General features: G+C 71.3%; 16 protein-coding genes. 5 read left to right on the top strand and 11 right to left on the bottom strand.

Annotation, left to right across the window (positions count from 1 at the left end):
• Positions 1-76 precede the first annotated feature (76 nt).
• The 3 genes from OG417_RS06345 to OG417_RS06335 all read right to left on the bottom strand — a co-directional run bounded on the left by OG417_RS06345 (position 77) and on the right by OG417_RS06335 (position 3,045).
• Positions 77-850, bottom strand: coding sequence for a maleylpyruvate isomerase family mycothiol-dependent enzyme (locus OG417_RS06345; RefSeq protein ID WP_329251072.1), 774 nt, complete (start codon positions 848-850; stop codon positions 77-79).
• A gap of 220 nt (positions 851-1,070) precedes the next feature.
• The gene (locus OG417_RS06340) at positions 1,071-2,684 is read right to left on the bottom strand and encodes an acyl-CoA mutase large subunit family protein (protein WP_329251069.1); all 1,614 of its coding nucleotides are present in this window, start codon (positions 2,682-2,684) and stop codon (positions 1,071-1,073) included.
• A 76-nt stretch (positions 2,685-2,760) separates the two neighbouring features.
• Positions 2,761-3,045 carry an SCO4848 family membrane protein gene (locus OG417_RS06335; protein WP_442875659.1) on the bottom strand — a complete coding sequence of 95 codons (285 nt, stop codon included), beginning with the start codon at positions 3,043-3,045 and terminating at the stop codon, positions 2,761-2,763.
• Between the two features lie 160 nt (positions 3,046-3,205).
• On the opposite strand from OG417_RS06335, the gene OG417_RS06330 reads away from it, so the two are divergent.
• Entirely contained in the window at positions 3,206-4,702 is a 1,497-nt protein-coding gene (locus tag OG417_RS06330; RefSeq protein ID WP_329251064.1) for a D-alanyl-D-alanine carboxypeptidase, read from the top strand.
• A gap of 3 nt (positions 4,703-4,705) precedes the next feature.
• Here the strand turns inward: OG417_RS06330 and OG417_RS06325 are convergent, their stop codons facing one another.
• The 4 genes from OG417_RS06325 to OG417_RS06310 are packed head-to-tail and all read right to left on the bottom strand — an operon-like array spanning position 4,706 to position 8,659.
• Positions 4,706-5,692, bottom strand: coding sequence for a YihY/virulence factor BrkB family protein (locus OG417_RS06325; protein WP_329251061.1), 987 nt, complete (start codon positions 5,690-5,692; stop codon positions 4,706-4,708).
• Positions 5,693-5,751: 59 nt separating this feature from the next.
• Positions 5,752-6,291 (bottom strand): 2'-5' RNA ligase family protein, encoded by a 540-nt coding sequence (locus OG417_RS06320; protein ID WP_329251059.1) that lies wholly within the window; start codon positions 6,289-6,291, stop codon positions 5,752-5,754.
• Positions 6,284-7,327, bottom strand: a complete 1,044-nt coding sequence (gene trpS / locus OG417_RS06315; protein ID WP_329251056.1) for a tryptophan--tRNA ligase — start codon at positions 7,325-7,327, stop codon at positions 6,284-6,286. The genes OG417_RS06320 and trpS overlap by 8 nt, the downstream gene beginning before the upstream one ends.
• Positions 7,328-7,339: 12 nt before the next feature.
• The gene (locus OG417_RS06310; protein WP_329251053.1) at positions 7,340-8,659 is read right to left on the bottom strand and encodes a hemolysin family protein; all 1,320 of its coding nucleotides are present in this window, start codon (positions 8,657-8,659) and stop codon (positions 7,340-7,342) included.
• A 98-nt stretch (positions 8,660-8,757) separates the two neighbouring features.
• Between OG417_RS06310 and galE the strand changes: the two genes are divergently transcribed.
• Complete coding sequence (gene galE, locus OG417_RS06305) at positions 8,758-9,705, top strand: UDP-glucose 4-epimerase GalE (RefSeq protein ID WP_329251050.1); 948 nt, start codon at positions 8,758-8,760, stop codon at positions 9,703-9,705.
• A gap of 9 nt (positions 9,706-9,714) precedes the next feature.
• On the opposite strand, the gene OG417_RS06300 is transcribed toward galE, so the two are convergent.
• Positions 9,715-10,974, bottom strand: a complete 1,260-nt coding sequence (locus OG417_RS06300; RefSeq protein WP_329251047.1) for an ABC transporter substrate-binding protein — start codon at positions 10,972-10,974, stop codon at positions 9,715-9,717.
• A gap of 2 nt (positions 10,975-10,976) precedes the next feature.
• A complete protein-coding gene (locus OG417_RS06295) occupies positions 10,977-12,257 on the bottom strand; it encodes a Gfo/Idh/MocA family protein (protein ID WP_329251045.1) in 1,281 nt (426 codons plus the stop codon).
• 143 nt (positions 12,258-12,400) lie between these two features.
• Between OG417_RS06295 and galK the strand changes: the two genes are divergently transcribed.
• Complete coding sequence (gene galK / locus OG417_RS06290; protein WP_329251042.1) at positions 12,401-13,510, top strand: galactokinase; 1,110 nt, start codon at positions 12,401-12,403, stop codon at positions 13,508-13,510.
• Between the two features lie 35 nt (positions 13,511-13,545).
• Here the strand turns inward: galK and OG417_RS06285 are convergent, their stop codons facing one another.
• Positions 13,546-14,157 (bottom strand): TetR/AcrR family transcriptional regulator, encoded by a 612-nt coding sequence (locus OG417_RS06285; protein ID WP_329251039.1) that lies wholly within the window; start codon positions 14,155-14,157, stop codon positions 13,546-13,548.
• Positions 14,158-14,292: 135 nt separating this feature from the next.
• On the opposite strand from OG417_RS06285, the gene OG417_RS06280 reads away from it, so the two are divergent.
• Both OG417_RS06280 and OG417_RS06275 read left to right on the top strand, forming a co-directional pair.
• Positions 14,293-15,057, top strand: coding sequence for a class I SAM-dependent methyltransferase (locus OG417_RS06280; protein ID WP_329251036.1), 765 nt, complete (start codon positions 14,293-14,295; stop codon positions 15,055-15,057).
• A 133-nt stretch (positions 15,058-15,190) separates the two neighbouring features.
• Positions 15,191-15,565 carry a hypothetical protein gene (locus tag OG417_RS06275; protein WP_329251033.1) on the top strand — a complete coding sequence of 125 codons (375 nt, stop codon included), beginning with the start codon at positions 15,191-15,193 and terminating at the stop codon, positions 15,563-15,565.
• 203 nt (positions 15,566-15,768) lie between these two features.
• Here OG417_RS06275 and OG417_RS06270 read toward each other — a convergent pair whose 3' ends face one another.
• Complete coding sequence (locus tag OG417_RS06270; protein WP_329251031.1) at positions 15,769-16,749, bottom strand: malate dehydrogenase; 981 nt, start codon at positions 16,747-16,749, stop codon at positions 15,769-15,771.
• Positions 16,750-17,094: the final 345 nt, after the last annotated feature.

The following is a 17,094-nucleotide window of genomic DNA, read 5'->3' as shown; positions in this document are numbered from 1 at the left end:
GCTGAGCACCCGTCCGCTCATCGCCGCCACCCGTTTCGGCTACGCGCAATCCCTACTAATGATCAAATTGATCAGGTCAGGGCGTGATCGCCATGCCCGCCAGCACGCGGCGCGCCAGATCGGGGTCGCCACTGACCTCCACGTCGGCCGCGTCGCCCGTCACGCGGCCACCGCCGAGCCGGAAGAACGTCTCCCACTCCATGCGCAGCCGTACGGTCGGATCGACACCGTCGTCGTGGAACCGCGCCCGCCGGTCGTCGCCGACGACGACGCACCAGCGGTGCTCCGGCGTCTCGACCACCACGGCCTGCCCGGGTTCGGCCGCCGCGCGCTTGCCGACCACGTACGGCAGGGAGCGTTCGAGGATCAGCCGCGAGCAGTCCGCCGCGAGCCCGTCGAGGTTGCCCGGCCGCCCGACCGCCCGGCGCACGTCCTGCTCGTGCATCCACACGTCGAAGGCGCGGTGACGCATGAAGTCGCCGTAGGGCATGGACGCCCCGAACGGAGTCGTGATGACCTCGCCCAGGTCGACCGCTCCGGAGCGCAGCTGGGCGACGCGGCGCTCGATGACGTCGCGCAGGTCGCCGAGGATCTCACCCGGCGGGTCGGCGCGGCGTGCCTCGACATCGAGGCCGGTGTTGGCCGTGGTGCGGACCTCACCGTCGTCGGCGTCGCCGAGCAGCCAGCGTTCGACTCCCAGAATATGGGAGTACTGATCCTTGACCGACCAGCCCGGACACTCCGTCGGGCGGTCCCAGTCGGCCGGGCTCAGTTCACCCGCCAGCGCGATCATGGACCGTGCCGCCTGCTCGAAGCCGTCGATGTTCGCCTGCCAGGCCGTCTCGGCCATTCCCGCCTCCAGTATTCGATGGTCGCGCTCGCCGCTCCCTGTTCATGGTCGCGCTCGCCTCCTCACTCGCTACGCGGACGGCTCGTCCCTCACCGGCCGCTCCGCTCGCTCGTCGGCTCGCCGCTCCCTGTTCATGGTCGCGCTCGCCTCCTCACTCGCTACGCGGACGGCTCGTCCCTCACCGGCCGCTCCGCTCGCTCGTCGGCTCGCCGCTCCGGAATCAGTACGCGTCCGGCGGAACGTACACGCCCCAGACGTCGCGCAGAGCGTCGCACACCTCGCCGACCGTGGCACGGGCACGCAGGGCCTCGCGCAGCGGATACAGGAGGTTGGCGTGGCCGGCGGACAGGTCGCCGCCCTCGGCCTGCGCGCCCTCCTTCTCGGCGAGCGCGCGCAGCTCGTCGAGCCGCCGGCTCACCTCCGCGCCGTCGCGCTCCTCGCGCAGCTTGGCCAGCTTGGCGGCCTGCGCCTCGCCGATCGCCGGGTCGACGCGGAGCGGTTCGTACGGCTCGTCGTCCTCGATGCGGAACTTGTTGACCCCGACCACGACGCGCTCGCCGTTGTCGATCTCCAGCGCGGTGCGGTAGGCGGAGCGTTCGATCTCGGCCTTCTGGAAGCCCTTCTCGATCGCGTTCACGGCGCCGCCGAGCTCCTCGACCTGGTCGATCAGCGCCCGGGTCGCCTCTTCGATGTCGTCGGTCATCGACTCGACGGCGTACGAGCCCGCGAACGGGTCGACGGTCCTCGTCAGGTCGGACTCGTTCGCGATCACCTGCTGGGTGCGCAGGGCGAGCCGCGCCGCCTTCTCGGTGGGCAGCGCGATGGCCTCGTCGTAGGAGTTGGTGTGCAGCGACTGGGTGCCGCCCAGGACCGCGCCGAGCGCCTGGATCGCGACGCGCACCATGTTGACCTCGGGCTGCTGCGCCGTGAGCTGGACGCCGGCCGTCTGGGTGTGGAAGCGCAGCATCTGCGACTTGGGGTTCTTCGCGCCGAACTCATCATGCATGATGTGCGCCCAGATACGGCGGGCCGCGCGGAACTTGGCGACCTCTTCCAGCAGCGTGGTGCGGGCCACGAAGAAGAACGACAGCCGGGGCGCGAAGGAGTCGACGTCGAGGCCGGACTCGACCGCCGCGCGGACGTACTCCTTGGCGTTGGCCAGCGTGAAGGCGATCTCCTGTACGGGCGTCGCACCCGCCTCGGCCATGTGGTAGCCGGAGATCGAGATGGTGTTCCAGCGCGGGATCTCGTCGCGGCAGTAGCGGAAGGTGTCGGCGACCATCCGCAGGCTCGGCTTGGGCGGGAAGATGTAGGTGCCCCGGGCGATGTACTCCTTGAGGATGTCGTTCTGGATCGTGCCGGTGAGCCGGTCGCCGGAGACGCCCTGCTCCTCGGCGACGAGCTGGTAGAGCAGCAGGAGCACCGCCGCGGGCGCGTTGATGGTCATCGACGTCGACACCCGGTCGAGCGGGATGCCGTCGAACAGCAGGCGCATGTCCTCGATGGAGTCGATCGCGACGCCGACCTTGCCGACCTCGCCGTACGCCATCTTCGCGTCGGAGTCGTAGCCCATCTGGGTGGGCAGGTCGAAGGCGACCGACAGGCCGGCGGTGCCGGCCTCGATCAGCTGGTGGTAGCGCCGGTTGGACTCGGCCGCCGTGCCGAACCCGGCGTACTGGCGCATCGTCCACGGGCGGCTGGTGTACATCGTGGGGTAGACGCCACGGGTGTAGGGGAATCCGCCCGGCTCGCCCAACGCGGTCGCGGGATCCCAGCCGGCCGGCGCTCCCGGGCCGTAGACCGGTTGGATCGGCAGTCCCGACTCCGAATCCATGCCCCTCACCCTTCCACTCGTCTCCATGGTCGGGCTCGCCTCTCCCTGCTCATGGTCGCGCTCGCCTCCTCACTCGCTACGCGGACGGCTCGTCCCTCACCGGCCGCTCCACTCGCTCGTCGGCTCGCCGCTCCGGTTCCTGGTGTTGTCCGCGCCGCGGGGAGGCCCACGCACGCCAGCTGATGACGCCGAGGATGACCGCCAGCACGATGTTCACACATACCAGGATCCCGTGCACGACGTAGTACGCCGTGGGCCGGCCCGGGCCGCTACCCAGATTCTTCGCGAGCATGAGCCATTCAAAGATCATGAATGCGGCAAGACCAAGTACAAATCCTGATGCGCGCCGAGAGATGTTCATCAGGCACCATTATCGCGGGTAGACCGAAGTGGTCACTCAAGTACCGGTCGTCTAGTGATGGGCCGCCATGAGAAAAGTCGTCTCTTTGTTCGCTCTCTGTGGCACTGCGGGGTGTCTGTGCGGGTTCGCGGTTCCCGCCGGTGCCGCACCCGCAGGCGCCGTGCCCGCCGCCGCTCCTCCCGCCGGGGACACCGTCGGCGGCGACAGGCTGGCGAGCCACGGGTACATACGGGACAAGAGCGTGCCGGAGCCGCCGCATATCGAGGCGTCCTCGTACGTCATCGCGGACCTGGAGACCGGTCGCGTGCTGGCGGCCAAGAACCCGCACGGCCACTATCGCCCGGCGAGCACGCTGAAGACGCTCACCGCCATCACGCTGATCCCCCGGCTCGACCCGAAGAAGAAGGTCCAGCCCTCGTTGGCCGCCGTCAACGCGTCCGGCTCGGCGGTCGGCCTGGACACGAAGATGTCCTACACGGTCGACCAGCTGTTCCACGGCCTGCTGATGCAGTCCGGCAACGACGCCGCCATCGCCCTGGCCGAGGCCGGCGGCGGGATGAAGACGACACTCGCGGCGATGAACGCCGAGGCGAAGCGGATCCGGGCGAACGACACGGTGGCCCGTACGCCCAACGGCCTCGACGACGACCCGCCGCTCACCCTGGCGCAGCAGCACAGCTCCGCGTACGACCTGGCGTTGATCATGAAGCAGGGACTCACCCTGCCGGACTTCATCAAGTACGTGAAGGCGACGACCTACCACTGGCCGGCGCCGCCGACCAAGGAGGAGCGCAAGAAGGGCAAGAAGACCGGCGGCTGGGAGATCGGCACGCACGACCATCTCCTGGTCGGCAACCGCTACCGCGGCATGATCGGCGGCAAGAACGGCTGGACGAGCCACGCGCTGGGCAGCTTCGTCGGCGCCGCCCGGCGTAACGGGCACACGATCATCATCTCCCTCATGCACGCCCAGTCCGACTTCTGGCCCGACGCCCGCGCCCTGCTCGACTGGGGCTTCGCCGAGCGTGACAAGGCCGAGCCGGTCGGCACCCTCGTGGACCCGATCCCGCCGCCCGCCAAGCCCACGCCGAAGGCGGTCGCGCACAAGCAGGCGGCCGGCGGACGGACCACGTCCTCCGGCGACCTCGACTGGTGGAAGATCGGTCTGCCCGTGGGCGCGGCCGTCGCGATCATCGCCGGCCTGACGCTGGGCCTGCGGCGCCGACGCCGTCCCGCCGCGGCCGGGCCGGACCCGTACACACCGTCCGCGGACGACGCGCCGCCGCACGACGCGGGCGACGGCGCCTGGGCAGCACCCGAGAGCCCGGACGCGAACCCGCCGCGCACCCGGCGCACGCCGCCCGGCGACGTGAAGGTGGCCGGTGCGCCCCTGAACCCGGGCGACCGCCCACGCCCGGACTCGTGGTCGACGGTGCCGAACCCGACGCAGAACGGTCCGGCCGACGAGCCGGGGACACCGTCCGGCGAGGACACGGTCGCCGACGCCGCCTCCAACGGTGCGACGGCCGAGGACCGGGCCGAGGACACGGTGCGGGACGACGCGGAGGACACCGTGGTCGACGGCCGGAGCCACCGCGGGCCGTTCGAACCTCCCGACGGCGACAAGCCGCACGGCGACGAACCCGCGCGCCCCTGACCGTCAGGTGTCCCCGCCGTCGTCCTTGTCCTTGTCGTCCTTCTCGTCCTCGTCCTTGCCCTCTTCCTCGGAGGGCTTGGCGTCCACCGCGAGGATCACCCGGCGGGTCGCCGTCCACGCGGCGGCGAACAGGATGAACCGCGAGGCGAGGTTGATCCACACCAGCAGCCCGACGATCACGGCGAAGGAGGCGTACACCGGGTTGCGCATGGTGTGGGCGATGAACAGCGCACCAACGATCTTGAGCGCCTCGAACCCGATGGCGCCGAACAGGCATCCGCGCAACAGGTGACGCCAGGACGCCCTGGTACCGGCGAGCGTGGTGAACAGGATGAAGAAGATCACGCCGTCGGCGACGACCGCGACGGCCAGGGCGATGACCCGCAGGATGATGCCGGCACCGGTCACGTCCGTGAGGCCGAACCAGCCGAGGACGGCGTGCGTGGTCGAGGAGGCCGTGGAGGAGAGGATCACCGAGGCGAGCAGCACCAGGCCGAGCAGGAACAGCACGCCGAGGTCGCGCAGCCGGTTGACGACCGGGTTGCCCTCGCTCTCGGCGCCCTGCCAGATCGTGCGCAGCGACTCGCGCCAGACCCCGATCCAGCCGAGACCGCTCCAGGCGAGCCCGAGCAGGGCGAACACGCTCGCGCCCGCCTTGGCCGCGGCGATCTGCTCGACCGGCAGCCGGTGGGACAGCCCGGGCAGGAGCTGGTCGAGCGCCTTGGCGACGGCGTCGCGCGCGTGCGGGCTGATCGCCACGACGTAACCGGTGACGGCGAACGCCAGGGCGACCAGCGGAAAGAACGACAGGAAGCCGTAGAAGGTGAGCGCGGCGGCCATCCGGTCGCCGCGCTGGTCGCGGTACCGGATGTAGGCGCGGCCGAGGTGGTCGACCGTCCGCCAGCGGGCGCGCGCCCGGCGCAGCACGCGCTTCACGGCATCCTCGCCCGCGGTGGCCCACCGGCGCACGCTGTCCAGGACCGCCGTCATCTCGACGGACTACCCCGGCAGGGCACAAAAATGCAAAAAGCCGAAACCCGACTTCGGAATCATCCCGAACCGGCGGCGCCGAACGCGAAGTCGCGCCGTGGTCGCCAGACGCCGTCGACGCCGTGCTCGTAAAGCGAGAATCCCCGGACCGGAAACTCCGCCTGGTATTCGGACAGCTCCTTGAAGGCCCGGTCGAGCAGGTCGTCGGACAGGTGGTGGGCGACCGTGACGTGCGGGTGGTAGGGGAAGTTCAGCGTGTGGTCGAGCGGGCCGCGGCGTACGCGCAGCTCCAGGTGCTCGCACTCGCTGATGCCGGTGGCCAGCGCGACGAAGACCACCGGCGAGACCGGGCGGAACGTTCCCGTACCCCGCAGCATGATCCGGAACGGCCGCTCCCCCGCCGCCACCGCGCGCAGGTGCTCCTCGATCCCCTCCAGCGCCGTCGAGGCGATGCGCAGGGGTGGCACCAGCGTGATGTGCGTCGGGATCGAGCGGGCGAGCGGATCGCCGAAGGACTCACGCGACCGCTGGAGCTCCCGGCCGTACGGGTGGGGTATCGGGATGGCCACCCCGATGGTCCGCTCCGCCGGGTCAGGCACGGCCCAGGAACCCGACCCGATCGCGAACGGCGTCCATGGTCTGCCGGGCGACCGCGCTCGCGCGGTCGGCACCGCGGGCCAGCAGGCGATCGAGCTGTTCTTCGTCGGCGAGGAGCTTTTCGGTGCGCTCGCGAATGGGCGTGAAGGTGTCGAGCACCGCCTGGGCGAGGTCCTTCTTCAGCGCGCCGTACCCCTGACCCGCGTACCGGCTCTCCAGGTCCGGGATCGGCGTCTCGCTCAACGCGGAGTAAATGCGCAAAAGGTTAGTAACGCCGGGTTTGTTCTCTTCGTCGGCGACGATCTCGGTGCCCGTGTCGGTCACCGCGCGCATCACCTTCTTGCGCAGCGGGCCCGGGTCGTCGAGCAGGTCGAGGATGCCCTGCGGCGACGATGAGGACTTGCTCATCTTGGCCGTCGGCTCCTGCAGGTCGGTGATCTTCGCGGTGGCCTCGGGGATGTAGGCCTCCGGCGTCACGAACGTCTCGCCGAACCGGTGGTTGAAGCGCTGCGCGAGCGTGCGGGTCAGCTCCAGGTGCTGCCGCTGGTCCTCGCCCACCGGCACCTGGTCGGCCTGGTAGAGCAGGATGTCGGCGGCTTGGAGCACCGGGTAGGTGAACAGGCCGACCGAGGTCGCGGAGGTGCCCTGCTTGGCCGACTTGTCCTTGAACTGCGTCATCCGGCTCGCCTCGCCGAACCCGGTCAGGCAGCCGAGGACCCACGCCAGCTCGGCGTGCTCGCGCACGTGGCTCTGCACGAACAGCGTGCTGCGCTCGGGGTCGATCCCGATCGCGAACAGCTGCGCGGCCGCCACCCGCGTGCGCCGCCGCAGCACCTCCGGGTCGTACGGGACCGTGATCGCGTGCAGGTCGACGACGCAGTAGAACGCGTCGTGCGTGTCCTGCAGGGCGACCCACTGGCGCAGCGCGCCGAGGTAGTTGCCGAGGTGGAACGAGTCAGCGGTCGGCTGGATGCCGGACAGGACGCGCGGACGCACGCCGTCCGGCCGGGTCGTCGGCGGATTCGGCTCGGTGGGCATAGGTGAATTCTCTCAGGACTCGTCGGGCTCCGGCTCAGGGACCGGCTCGGCGACCGGTGGCGGTGTGACGCGCACCCGTGCGACCCGCCTCCCGTCCACCTCGGTGACAGAGAGACGATGCCCGCCGACCATGGTCATCTCCCCTACCTGGGGCAGATGACCGAGAACGGCCATGAGGTAGCCGGCGACCGTCTCGTACGGGCCTTCGGGCAGCTCAACGCCGGTTTCGTCGGCGAAGTCGTCGATGTTCAGCAGGCCGTCGACGTCCAGCGCGCCGCCGTGCAGCCGCCGCGCCTGGGCGTCCTCGACGTCGTACTCGTCGCGGATGTCGCCGATCAGCTCCTCGACGAGGTCCTCCAGGGTCACGATCCCGGCCGTGCCGCCGTACTCGTCCACGACGATCGCCAGGTGGTGGCCCTCGCGCCGCATCTCCGACAGCACGGCCAGCACGCGCTTGCCGGCCGGCAGGTAGAGCACGGGCCGTACGACGTCGCCGACGGGGGTCGTGAGGCCGGACTGCTGCGGGTCGAGCAGGTCACGGACGTGCACGAACCCGACGACATCGTCGTGGGACTCGCGGTAGACCGGGTAGCGCGAGTGCGGGCTGCCGGCCGCGATCTGGGCCGCCTTGCACAGCGGCGTGGTGGCGTCGAGGAACTCCACCTCGGTACGCGGCACCAGCACCTCGCGCAGCTGGCGCTCGCCGGCCGCGAACACCTCCTCGATCAGGTTCCGCTCGTCCGGGGCGATCTCGGTGGTGCCCGCCACCAGCGCGCGCACCTCCTCGGCGGTGATCTTCTCGCGGGAGGTCGCCGGGTCGCCGCCGAGCATCCGCACCACGAGGTTGGTGGACTTGGACAGCAGCCAGATGACCGGGCGCGAGACGAATGCCATACGGTCGAGGAACGGTCCGACGAGCAGCGCCGCGCCCTCGGCCCGCTGGAGGGCCAGGCGTTTGGGCGCCAGCTCGCCGATGACCAGCGTGACGTAGGAGATGATCAGCGTGACTCCGACGACCCCCACGAAGCCCGCGAGCCCTTCGGACATCCCGGTGTGCTCGACCAGGGCCTTCTTGGCGGTGTCGGACAGGGTCACGGCGCCGTACGCCGAGGACAGCAGGGCCGTCAGCGTGACGCCGATCTGCACGACCGCCAGGAATCGGTTGGGGTCGCTGACCAGCCGGGCCACGGCGACGCCGCGGCGACCACGCTCGCCGATCCGGCGGACCTGGCTGTCGCGGAGTGAGACAAGAGCGATCTCGGACGCGACGAACAGCGCCTCGATCAGAATGAGCGCCAAGACGATGGCGGCGCTCGCGAGCGTCCCCGTCATGGGAGACGCCAGTGTCTATGTGGGGCGTCCATGTCCTGGTGGGTTGTCGGAAAGACTAGGCCTGTAAGCGTACCCGCATCTGATTACCGGAGGTCCTGATGAAGCTTCTCGTCACGGGGGGCGCCGGCTACATCGGCAGTGTCGTCGCGGCGAAACTGCTGGAGGCCGGGCACGAGGTCGTCGTGCTGGACGACTGCTCCACCGGGCACGCCGACGCCGTTCCGGAAGGCGTTCCGCTGGTCCGCGCGACGCTCCGTGAGGCGGCCGGCGACGTGCTGTCCGAGGGCTTCGACGGCGTCCTTCACTTCGCGGCCAAGTCGCTGGTGGGCGAGTCGGTGGAAAAGCCCGGCCTGTACTGGGACAAGAACCTTGGCGAGTCGCTCGCCCTGCTCGACGCCATGCGCGCGCACCGGACCCCGCGCATCGTCTTCTCCTCCACGGCGGCGACGTACGGCGAGCCGGAGCGCACTCCGATCCTCGAGACCGACCCCACCCGGCCGACCAACCCGTACGGCGCGTCCAAGCTCGCCATCGACACGACCCTCGCCGAGTACGCCCGCATGTACGGGATCGGCGGGGTCAGCCTGCGCTACTTCAACGTCGCCGGGGCGTACGGCACGTACGGCGAGCGGCACACCGTCGAGACGCACCTGATCCCCAACGTGCTGGCCGTCCCCCTCGGGCGGCGCGAGTCGGTCTCGATCTTCGGCACCGACTACCCGACCGCCGACGGCACCTGCGTCCGCGACTACATCCACGTCGTGGACCTGACCGTGGCGCACCTGCTCGCCCTCGACGCCTGCGCGCCCGGCGAACACGAGATCTTCAACCTGGGCAGCGGCTCGGGCTACTCCGTGCGCGAGGTCATCGACGTCTGCCGCGAGGTCACCGGCGAGCCGATCCCCGCGGTCGAGAGCCCCCGGCGGCCCGGCGACCCCGCCGTGCTGATCGCCTCCTCCACCAAGATCGCCGACCGGCTGGGCTGGAAGCCCGAGCGCGACCTGCGGGCGATGGTGGCCGACGCGTGGGAGTTCATCCGGTCCTGATCACGCTCGTCAGCGAGTCAGCGGGCCCAGCTCGGCCTGGAGCCGTGTCAGGGCCTGCTGGGGGCTCGCGTCGCCGTGCAGGGCGGCGTAGGCCTCCTTCTGGATCGCCGCGGTGACGTCGCCGTACCGGACGACCTGCGGTCGTGGCCGGGCGCCCTGGATCGACCTCAGCATCGTCGGCAGGTACGGCTGCGCCTTGACCAGATCGGGGTCGGAGTACAGCGCCGTGAGGGACATCGGGTAGGCGCTCGTGAGCCCGAAGTTCTTCTCGGCCTCCTTCCCGGTCGCGTACGCCAGGAAGTCCAGGGCCGTCCGCTGGTGCCTGGAGAAGGCCGACACGGCGAGGTTGTTGCCGCCGAGGGTGGAGGTGCCCGGGCCGTTCAGGCCGGGCAGCGGCGCCACTCCGAACCGGCCGACCACCTTGCTGGTGCCGTTCTTCTTGCCGGCGGTGGAGTACACATAGCCCCAGTTGCGGTGGAACAGCAGCTTGCCGGCCTCGAAGTCGCGGCGGCCGTTCTCCTCCTGGTACCCGATGGCGGCACGCGGGATCATGCCGTCCTTGAAGCCGTTCGCGAGGAACTCCAGGCCCTTGAGCGCCTCGGGCGTGCCGAGGGCCGGGCGTCCCGAGGCGTCGATCACCTGGCCGCCGGCGCCGGCGACCGCCTCGGTGAAGTTCACGGTGAGGCCCTCGTACTTGTCGTACTGGCCGGCGTAGCAGCCGATGTCCTTGATCTTGCGGACCTTGGCGCAGTCGGCGGTCAGCTCGCCCCAGGTGACCGGAGGCCGGCTGATGCCGGCCTTCTTCAGCAGGTCGGTGCGGTAGTAGAGCAGTCCCGCGCCGGTCAGCCAGGGCGCGGCGTACAGCCGGCCGCGGTACTCCCCGGTGCGCAGCGACGGCGTGAGGAAAGCGCCGGTGGGCAGCGTCTTCGTGTCGATCGGTTCGACCCAGCGGTTCGCGGCGAACTCGGCGGTCCAGACGGCGTCGAGCGTGACCACGTCGAACGCGTCGGACTTGATCTGGGCGTTCTGGACGAGCTGCTGCCGCTGGGCGTCGGCGGCCTCGGGCAGCTCGACCACCCTGACCTTCTCGCGCGGCCGGGCGCGGTTCCACACATCGACGATCTTCGTCAGCGCCCCGGTCGGCTCCTTGAACATGGCCCAGGTGATCGGCCCGCGACCGGAGGAGTCCGCCGACGATCCGGACGAGCAGCCGCCGGCCAGGAGGACGGCCAGTGCCGCTCCCGCCGCGGCCCAGCGTGCAGGGCTCATGGTCACTCCGATCGGGGGACGTCGGGTTCGGGCGCCTGCTCGGGGATGGTGACGACGGTCCCCGTACGCCGCGCGCGCTCGGCGGCCCAGACGAGCCGGTGGCTGTCGAGGGAGGCGCGCGCGTCGGTGAGCAGCGGTGCCGGGTCGCCGGCGGCGAGGGCCGCGACGAACGCCTTCACCAGCGCCCGGTCGGCGTCGCCGTGGTCACCGTCGAGGACCGCCTCGCCGTCGCCGGTCTCGACGGTCTCGTGCCGCCCGGTGACGAAGTCGTGGACCGTCAGGCGGTGTCCGTCGCCCTCGATGGCGCCTCGTGTGCCGAAGACGCGGGTGCGGCGGGAGCTCATGGGCGTGAACGCCGTGACGGTGAGCGAGGCGGTGACGCCGCCCTCGTACTCGATCATGACGACCTGCTGGTCGGCCACGTCGTTGTCCCCGCTGTACACGCAGCGCCCGTACGGGCCGGTGCGCAGCGCCTCGCGTACGCCCTCCGGCGAGGTGTCGGCGGTGAGCGCGGTGTGCGGCCAGTCTCCACGCTCCGGGACACCGGCCAGGCGGAAGTAGATGCGCGGGGCGGAGTACGGGCAGCCGGGCTCGACCGCGCAGTCCAGGCAGCGGTCGGCGGCCCCGGCGGGGCGGTTCTCCGGCCGGAAGTGGGTCAGGCTTCCGAAGGAGGACACGCGCCGCGCCGGCCGCCCGATGATGTGGGCGAGCCAGTCGACGTCGTGGCAGCACTTGGCGAGCAGCATCGGCGAGGACAGGCTCTCGCTGCGCCAGTTGCCGCGCACGAACGAGTGGGCGAAGTGCCACCAGCCGACCGGCTCCAGGTGCTGGACGTTGACCACGTCGCCGATCCGCCGCCGGTCGAGCAGGTCCTTGAGCGCGCGGGTGTAGGCGGAGTAGCGCATGACGTGGCAGACGGCGAGCATGACGCCGGACCGCTCGGCGGCCTCGGCGATCTTTCGCGACCCGGCCTCGGTGGGCGCCATCGGCTTCTCGAGCAGCAGGTGGTAGCCGAGATCGGCGAAGGCGACCGCGGGCTCGACGTGCTGGGCGTCCTGCGTCGCGACGATCACCGCGTCGGCGAGCCTGGGCCGGGCGGCGAGGTCCCGCCAGTCGGTGAAGACGTTCTCGGGTGGCAGGCCGTGCTCGGCGGCGATGGCCGTACGGCGGCTCTCGTCCGGCTCGGCCACCGCGACCAGCCGGGCGCGCCCGCCCGCCGCGGCGTGGCGCGCATAGCTCCGGCCGCGGATGCCCGCCCCTGCCACCGCCAACCTGACCGGCATGCCCGCCCCCCACTTATCAATGGAAGTTTCTTCGATGATGACCCCGTCAGTGCCCGAGTCAATGGGCGCGTCACCTCGGAGCGGGCCACGCCGGCCCCGCCGGCCTGCCGCTATGATCGCTCCTCGATTCGAGGAGCGGTGAAATGGGCTTCCGAGAGACCTATGGGCGCGAGCCGGACGGGGTCTGGCACGCACCGGGCCGGGTCAACCTGATCGGTGAGCACACCGACTACAACGACGGCCTGGTGCTGCCCTTCGCGCTGCGTCAGGGCGTCACGGTGGCCGCCGCCCGGCGTGACGACGGGGTGTTCGCGCTGCGCTCGTTGCAGTCGCCCGCGACCGCCGAGGTGACGGACCCGGCGCCGGGGTCGGTGGACGGCTGGGCCGCGTACGCCGCCGGCGTCGCGTGGTCGCTGCGCGAGGCCGGATACCAGGTCGGCGGCGCATCGCTGCTCGTCGACGCGGACCTGCCGCAGGGCGCGGGCCTGTCGTCCTCGGCGGCGCTGGAGTGCGCGGTCGCAGTGGCGCTGTGCGACCTGTACGGCGTCGAGATGCCGCGGCCGGAGCTCGCCCGCATCGCCCAGCGCGCGGAGAACGACTTCGTCGGCGTGCCGTGCGGGATCATGGACCAGTCGGCGTCGCTGCTGTGCACCGAGGGCCACGCGCTGATGCTCGACTGCCGCAGCGGCCTGTCGACGCAGGCGCCGCTCGACCTGACCGGCCTGACGTTGCTGGTCATCGACACGCGGGCCGAACACGAGCTGGTGGACGGCGGGTACGCCGACCGCCGCGCGGCATGTGAGAAGGCCGCCGAACTGCTCGGGGTGCCCGCCCTGCGGGACGTCACCGACCTGGGCGAGGCCCTGTCCCGGCTCGGCGACCCGGTGCTGCGCCGCCGTACCCAGCACGTGGTGACCGAGAACCACCGCGTGGAGGCCACGGTCGGCCTGCTGCGCGCGGGAGTGGTCGGGGAGGTCGGGGCGCTGCTGACGGCGTCGCACCTGTCGCTGCGCGACCAGTTCGAGGTCTCGTGGCCGGAGGCCGACGTGGCGGTCGAGGAGTCGGTACGCGCGGGGGCCCGCGGCGCCCGCATGGTCGGCGGGGGCTTCGGCGGCTCGGTGATCGCCCTCGCGCCGGCCGCCCGCGCCGAACGGGTACGCGAGGCGGTGACGGAGGCCTACGCGCGACGCGGCTGGGCCGAGCCGCGTTTCCTGGAGGCCGCCCCGTCCGCCGGAGCCCGCCGCCTGCGCTGAGCGCCGACCGGACGGCGCGGCTGCCGCCGTCGGCGTCACCCACCGCCGGAGGCCGGAGGGTTCGGCAGCACCCCGGACAGGACCGTGCTCACCATGGTGCGGACGGCCTCGGGCTCCGGTGGGGACGCCTGGCGATCGGCGAACAGCAGGTGCCCGGCCCCGATCAGCGTGGGAGCCAGCATCCCGACGTCGGCGCCGGGCGCGACGCGGCCCAGGTCGCGCTCTGCCATGAGGTAGTCGGCGACCATGATCACCGCCTCCGCGAGGAGCGGGACGCCGGCCGGCCAGGTCCGGCGCAGCCGGGCGCGCAGTTCGTCCCGGAAGGTGATCAGCGCGACGAGCGCCACGGCGACCGATCGGAAGATCGTCGTGAGCGCGTCGGCGATGTTGCCCACGACCGTGCCGGTCCCGGCCGCACCGCGCAGAGCGGTCGCCTGGGCGGCCATCCGGCCCGCGCGATCGAGCACCAGCTCGGCGAGGAAGTCGTCGAAGTCGGCGAAGTGCCGGTGCAGGACGCCCTTGGCACAGCCCGCCTCCGTGGTGACCGCCCGGCTGGTCAGCGCGCTCGGCCCGTCCCGGAGCAGGATTCGCTCGGCGGCCTCGAACAGCTGCTCGCGCACGTCACGGATTGCCACGCCTGTCGGCACCGCGTCTCCCCTCTCGCGGCGTCGAACGCCGCTCCGTTGACGAGTGGGCATGCGCCCACTTACAGTGGGCGCATGCCCACTGTACCTTCTGAGCAATCACCTGCTTCCCCTCGCGAGGCCCATCAGGCACGGGAGATGGCGGAGTCGTTCGGCACGGACGCCGAGCGATACGACCGGACCCGGCCCGGCTATCCCGACGCCATGGTGGAGGCGATCATCGCCGCCAGCCCCGGCCCGGCCATGCTCGACGTCGGCTGCGGCACCGGCACGGCGGCCCGGCAGTTCAGGTCGGCCGGCTGCACGGTGCTCGGCGTCGAACCCGACGCGCGGATGGCCGACTTCGCGCGGCGCGGCGGATTCGAGGTCGAGGTGGCGAAGTTCGAGGACTGGGATCCCGCCGGCCGGAAGTTCGACGCGGTCATCGCCGGCACCGCCTGGCACTGGGTGGATCCGGTCGCCGGCGCGGCCAAGGCGGCGCAGGTGCTGCGGCCCGGCGGCCGGCTGGCGCCGTTCTGGCACGTGTTCCAGCTTCCGCCCGAGGTGGCGGAGGCGTTCGGCACGGCCTACAAGCAGGTCGTGCCCGACGCACCGTTCGACTTCACCGCGACGACGCGAACCCTGGACGTCTACCAGAGAGGGTTCGACAAGGCCGCCGAGAGCATCCGGCAGGCGGGCGCGTTCGGCGAGCCGGAGCAGTGGCCGTTCGAGTGGGAGCGGTTCTACACCCGGGACGAGTGGCTGGAGCAGATCCCCACCCAGGGCTCGGTCACCCGCCTCCCGGCGGACAAGCTGGCGGTGGTGCTGGAGGCCGTCGGCGCCGCCATCGACGCGCTCGGAGGCGGCTTCACGATGCACTACACCACCGTGGTGGTCACCGCGGCCCGCACCGACGCTCCCTGACCGGCGGCGCATTGGCGCTCAGGGTTCACGCGGGATCGGACGGGCGGTCGCGAGAATGACCGCCTTCTCTCCGTGCCGGCCGATCACTGGAAACCGGCGTGGCCGGTGAGCTGGAGCCGCCATGCTGGGACGCATGCGGCGGTATGACGCGTTGACGGTGTTCCTTCTCCTTGTCGGAGGTGTGATCGTCCCGGTGGCCGGCTGGGTGGCCGGGGCGGTCATGCTGCTCGTCTCGCGGCGGTGGACGCTCCGCGACAAGCTCGTCGGCCTGCTCGTGTGGCCCGGCGGGCTCGCCGTCGCGGTCGGGATCATCGCCTTCTCGCCGACCCGGACGTGCGTCTACGTCGACGGCCCGTCCGACCGCGTCGGGAACTGCACGGGCACGACGATCCCCGGCTGGGTCGGGATCCCCCTGCTCGTGCTGGCGATCGCCGGGCCGCTCGTCACCGCGGTCTACCTTCTGCGCCGCGCACGCCGGGCCAGGGCAGCGGCCGACCAGGCCGAATGACGCGAACGGCCCCCGCGCGGCCGATCACCGCCAGAGTCCCGTGTTCGCCCGCGGCGTCGCCGACCAGGTCGTTCCATCCTGTCCGGTCGGTGATCCCTCCAGGCACGCCGACGCGCGCACTGATCGCGCGCCCCGGTAACGAAGAGGCCGCCGGGTCCAACAGACGGACCCGGCGGCCTACCCGCTCTACGATCGCGGCGACGTCAGACGAGGCCGAGCTTGCGCACGGCGTCGCGCTCCTCCTCCAGCTCGCGCACCGAGGCGTCGATGCGCTCGCGGGAGAACTGGTTGATCTCCAGGCCCTGGACGATCTCCCACTTGCCGTCCTTGCAGACGACCGGGAAGGAGGACATGAGGCCCTCCGGCACTCCGTACGAACCGTCCGAGACGACCGCCATGGAGGTCCAGTCGCCCTCGGGGGTGCCGTGGACCCAGGTGTGCACGTGGTCGATCGCGGCCGAGGCGGCGGAGGCCGCCGAGGACGCGCCCCGCGCCTCGATGATCGCGGCGCCGCGCTTGGCGACGGTCGGGATGAAGGTGTCGCGCAGCCAGTCGGCGTCGTTCACCGCCTGCGCGGCGTTCTGGCCACCGACCTCGGCGTGGAAGATGTCGGGGTACTGCGTCGCGGAGTGGTTGCCCCAGATCGTCATCTTCTTGACGTCGGCGACCGCGGCGCCGAGCCGCTTGGACAGCTGCGCGATGGCGCGGTTGTGGTCGAGGCGGGTCATCGCGGTGAAGCGCTCGGCCGGCACGTCGGGCGCGTGGCTCTTGGCGATCAGGGCGTTGGTGTTGGCCGGGTTGCCGACCACCAGGACGCGCACGTCGCTCGCGGCACCGGAGTTGATCGCCTCGCCCTGCGGCTTGAAGATGCCGCCGTTGGCCTCGAGCAGGTCGCCGCGCTCCATGCCCTTCGTCCGCGGGCGGGCGCCGACGAGGAGCGCGACGTTGGTGCCGTCGAAGGCACGCTTGGCGTCGTCGGTGACGTCGATGCCCTCCAGCAGCGGGAACGCGCTGTCGTCCAGCTCCATCGCCGTGCCCTCGGCGGCCTTGACGGCCGCGGGGATCTCCAGCAGACGCAGCCGTACGGGAGTGTCGGGTCCCAGAAGCTGCCCCGAGGCGATGCGGAAGAGCAGCGCGTAGCCGATCTGGCCCGCGGCGCCGGTCACGGTCACATTGACGGTCATCGTTGGTTTCTCCTGCGGTACGAGGTCCTCGCCGAGCGCAGAAACTCCGTGGAGGTCTCTCGCCGTCGAGACATTCCACCAGTCAGGTTATCGTGCGGCGTTTCCGGCGGTCTCCGTGGGTACGCGAACGGGGACGCCGCGGCGGACGCGGCGTCCCCGGCAGTGCGAGAAGCCAGGTCAGGCCGGACTTCTTCTGGAGGAACCGATCATTGGAGTCCGCCACGTGCGGCACCACACGTTCGCTAGGCGCTGACCTGCGTACGAGCGGTTGCCATCGGTCGTTGACCGCCGCCCCCGGCCGCCCTTCCACGGCCCAAAGCACCCTGACGGCGGTCTGTGTCTTTG

This window comes from Actinoallomurus sp. NBC_01490 (genome assembly GCF_036227085.1).
In the GTDB taxonomy this organism is placed as follows: domain Bacteria; phylum Actinomycetota; class Actinomycetes; order Streptosporangiales; family Streptosporangiaceae; genus Actinoallomurus; species Actinoallomurus oryzae.
Note: the sequence above shows the minus strand (reverse complement) of the source record. Positions and strands in the feature narration are given on the sequence as shown.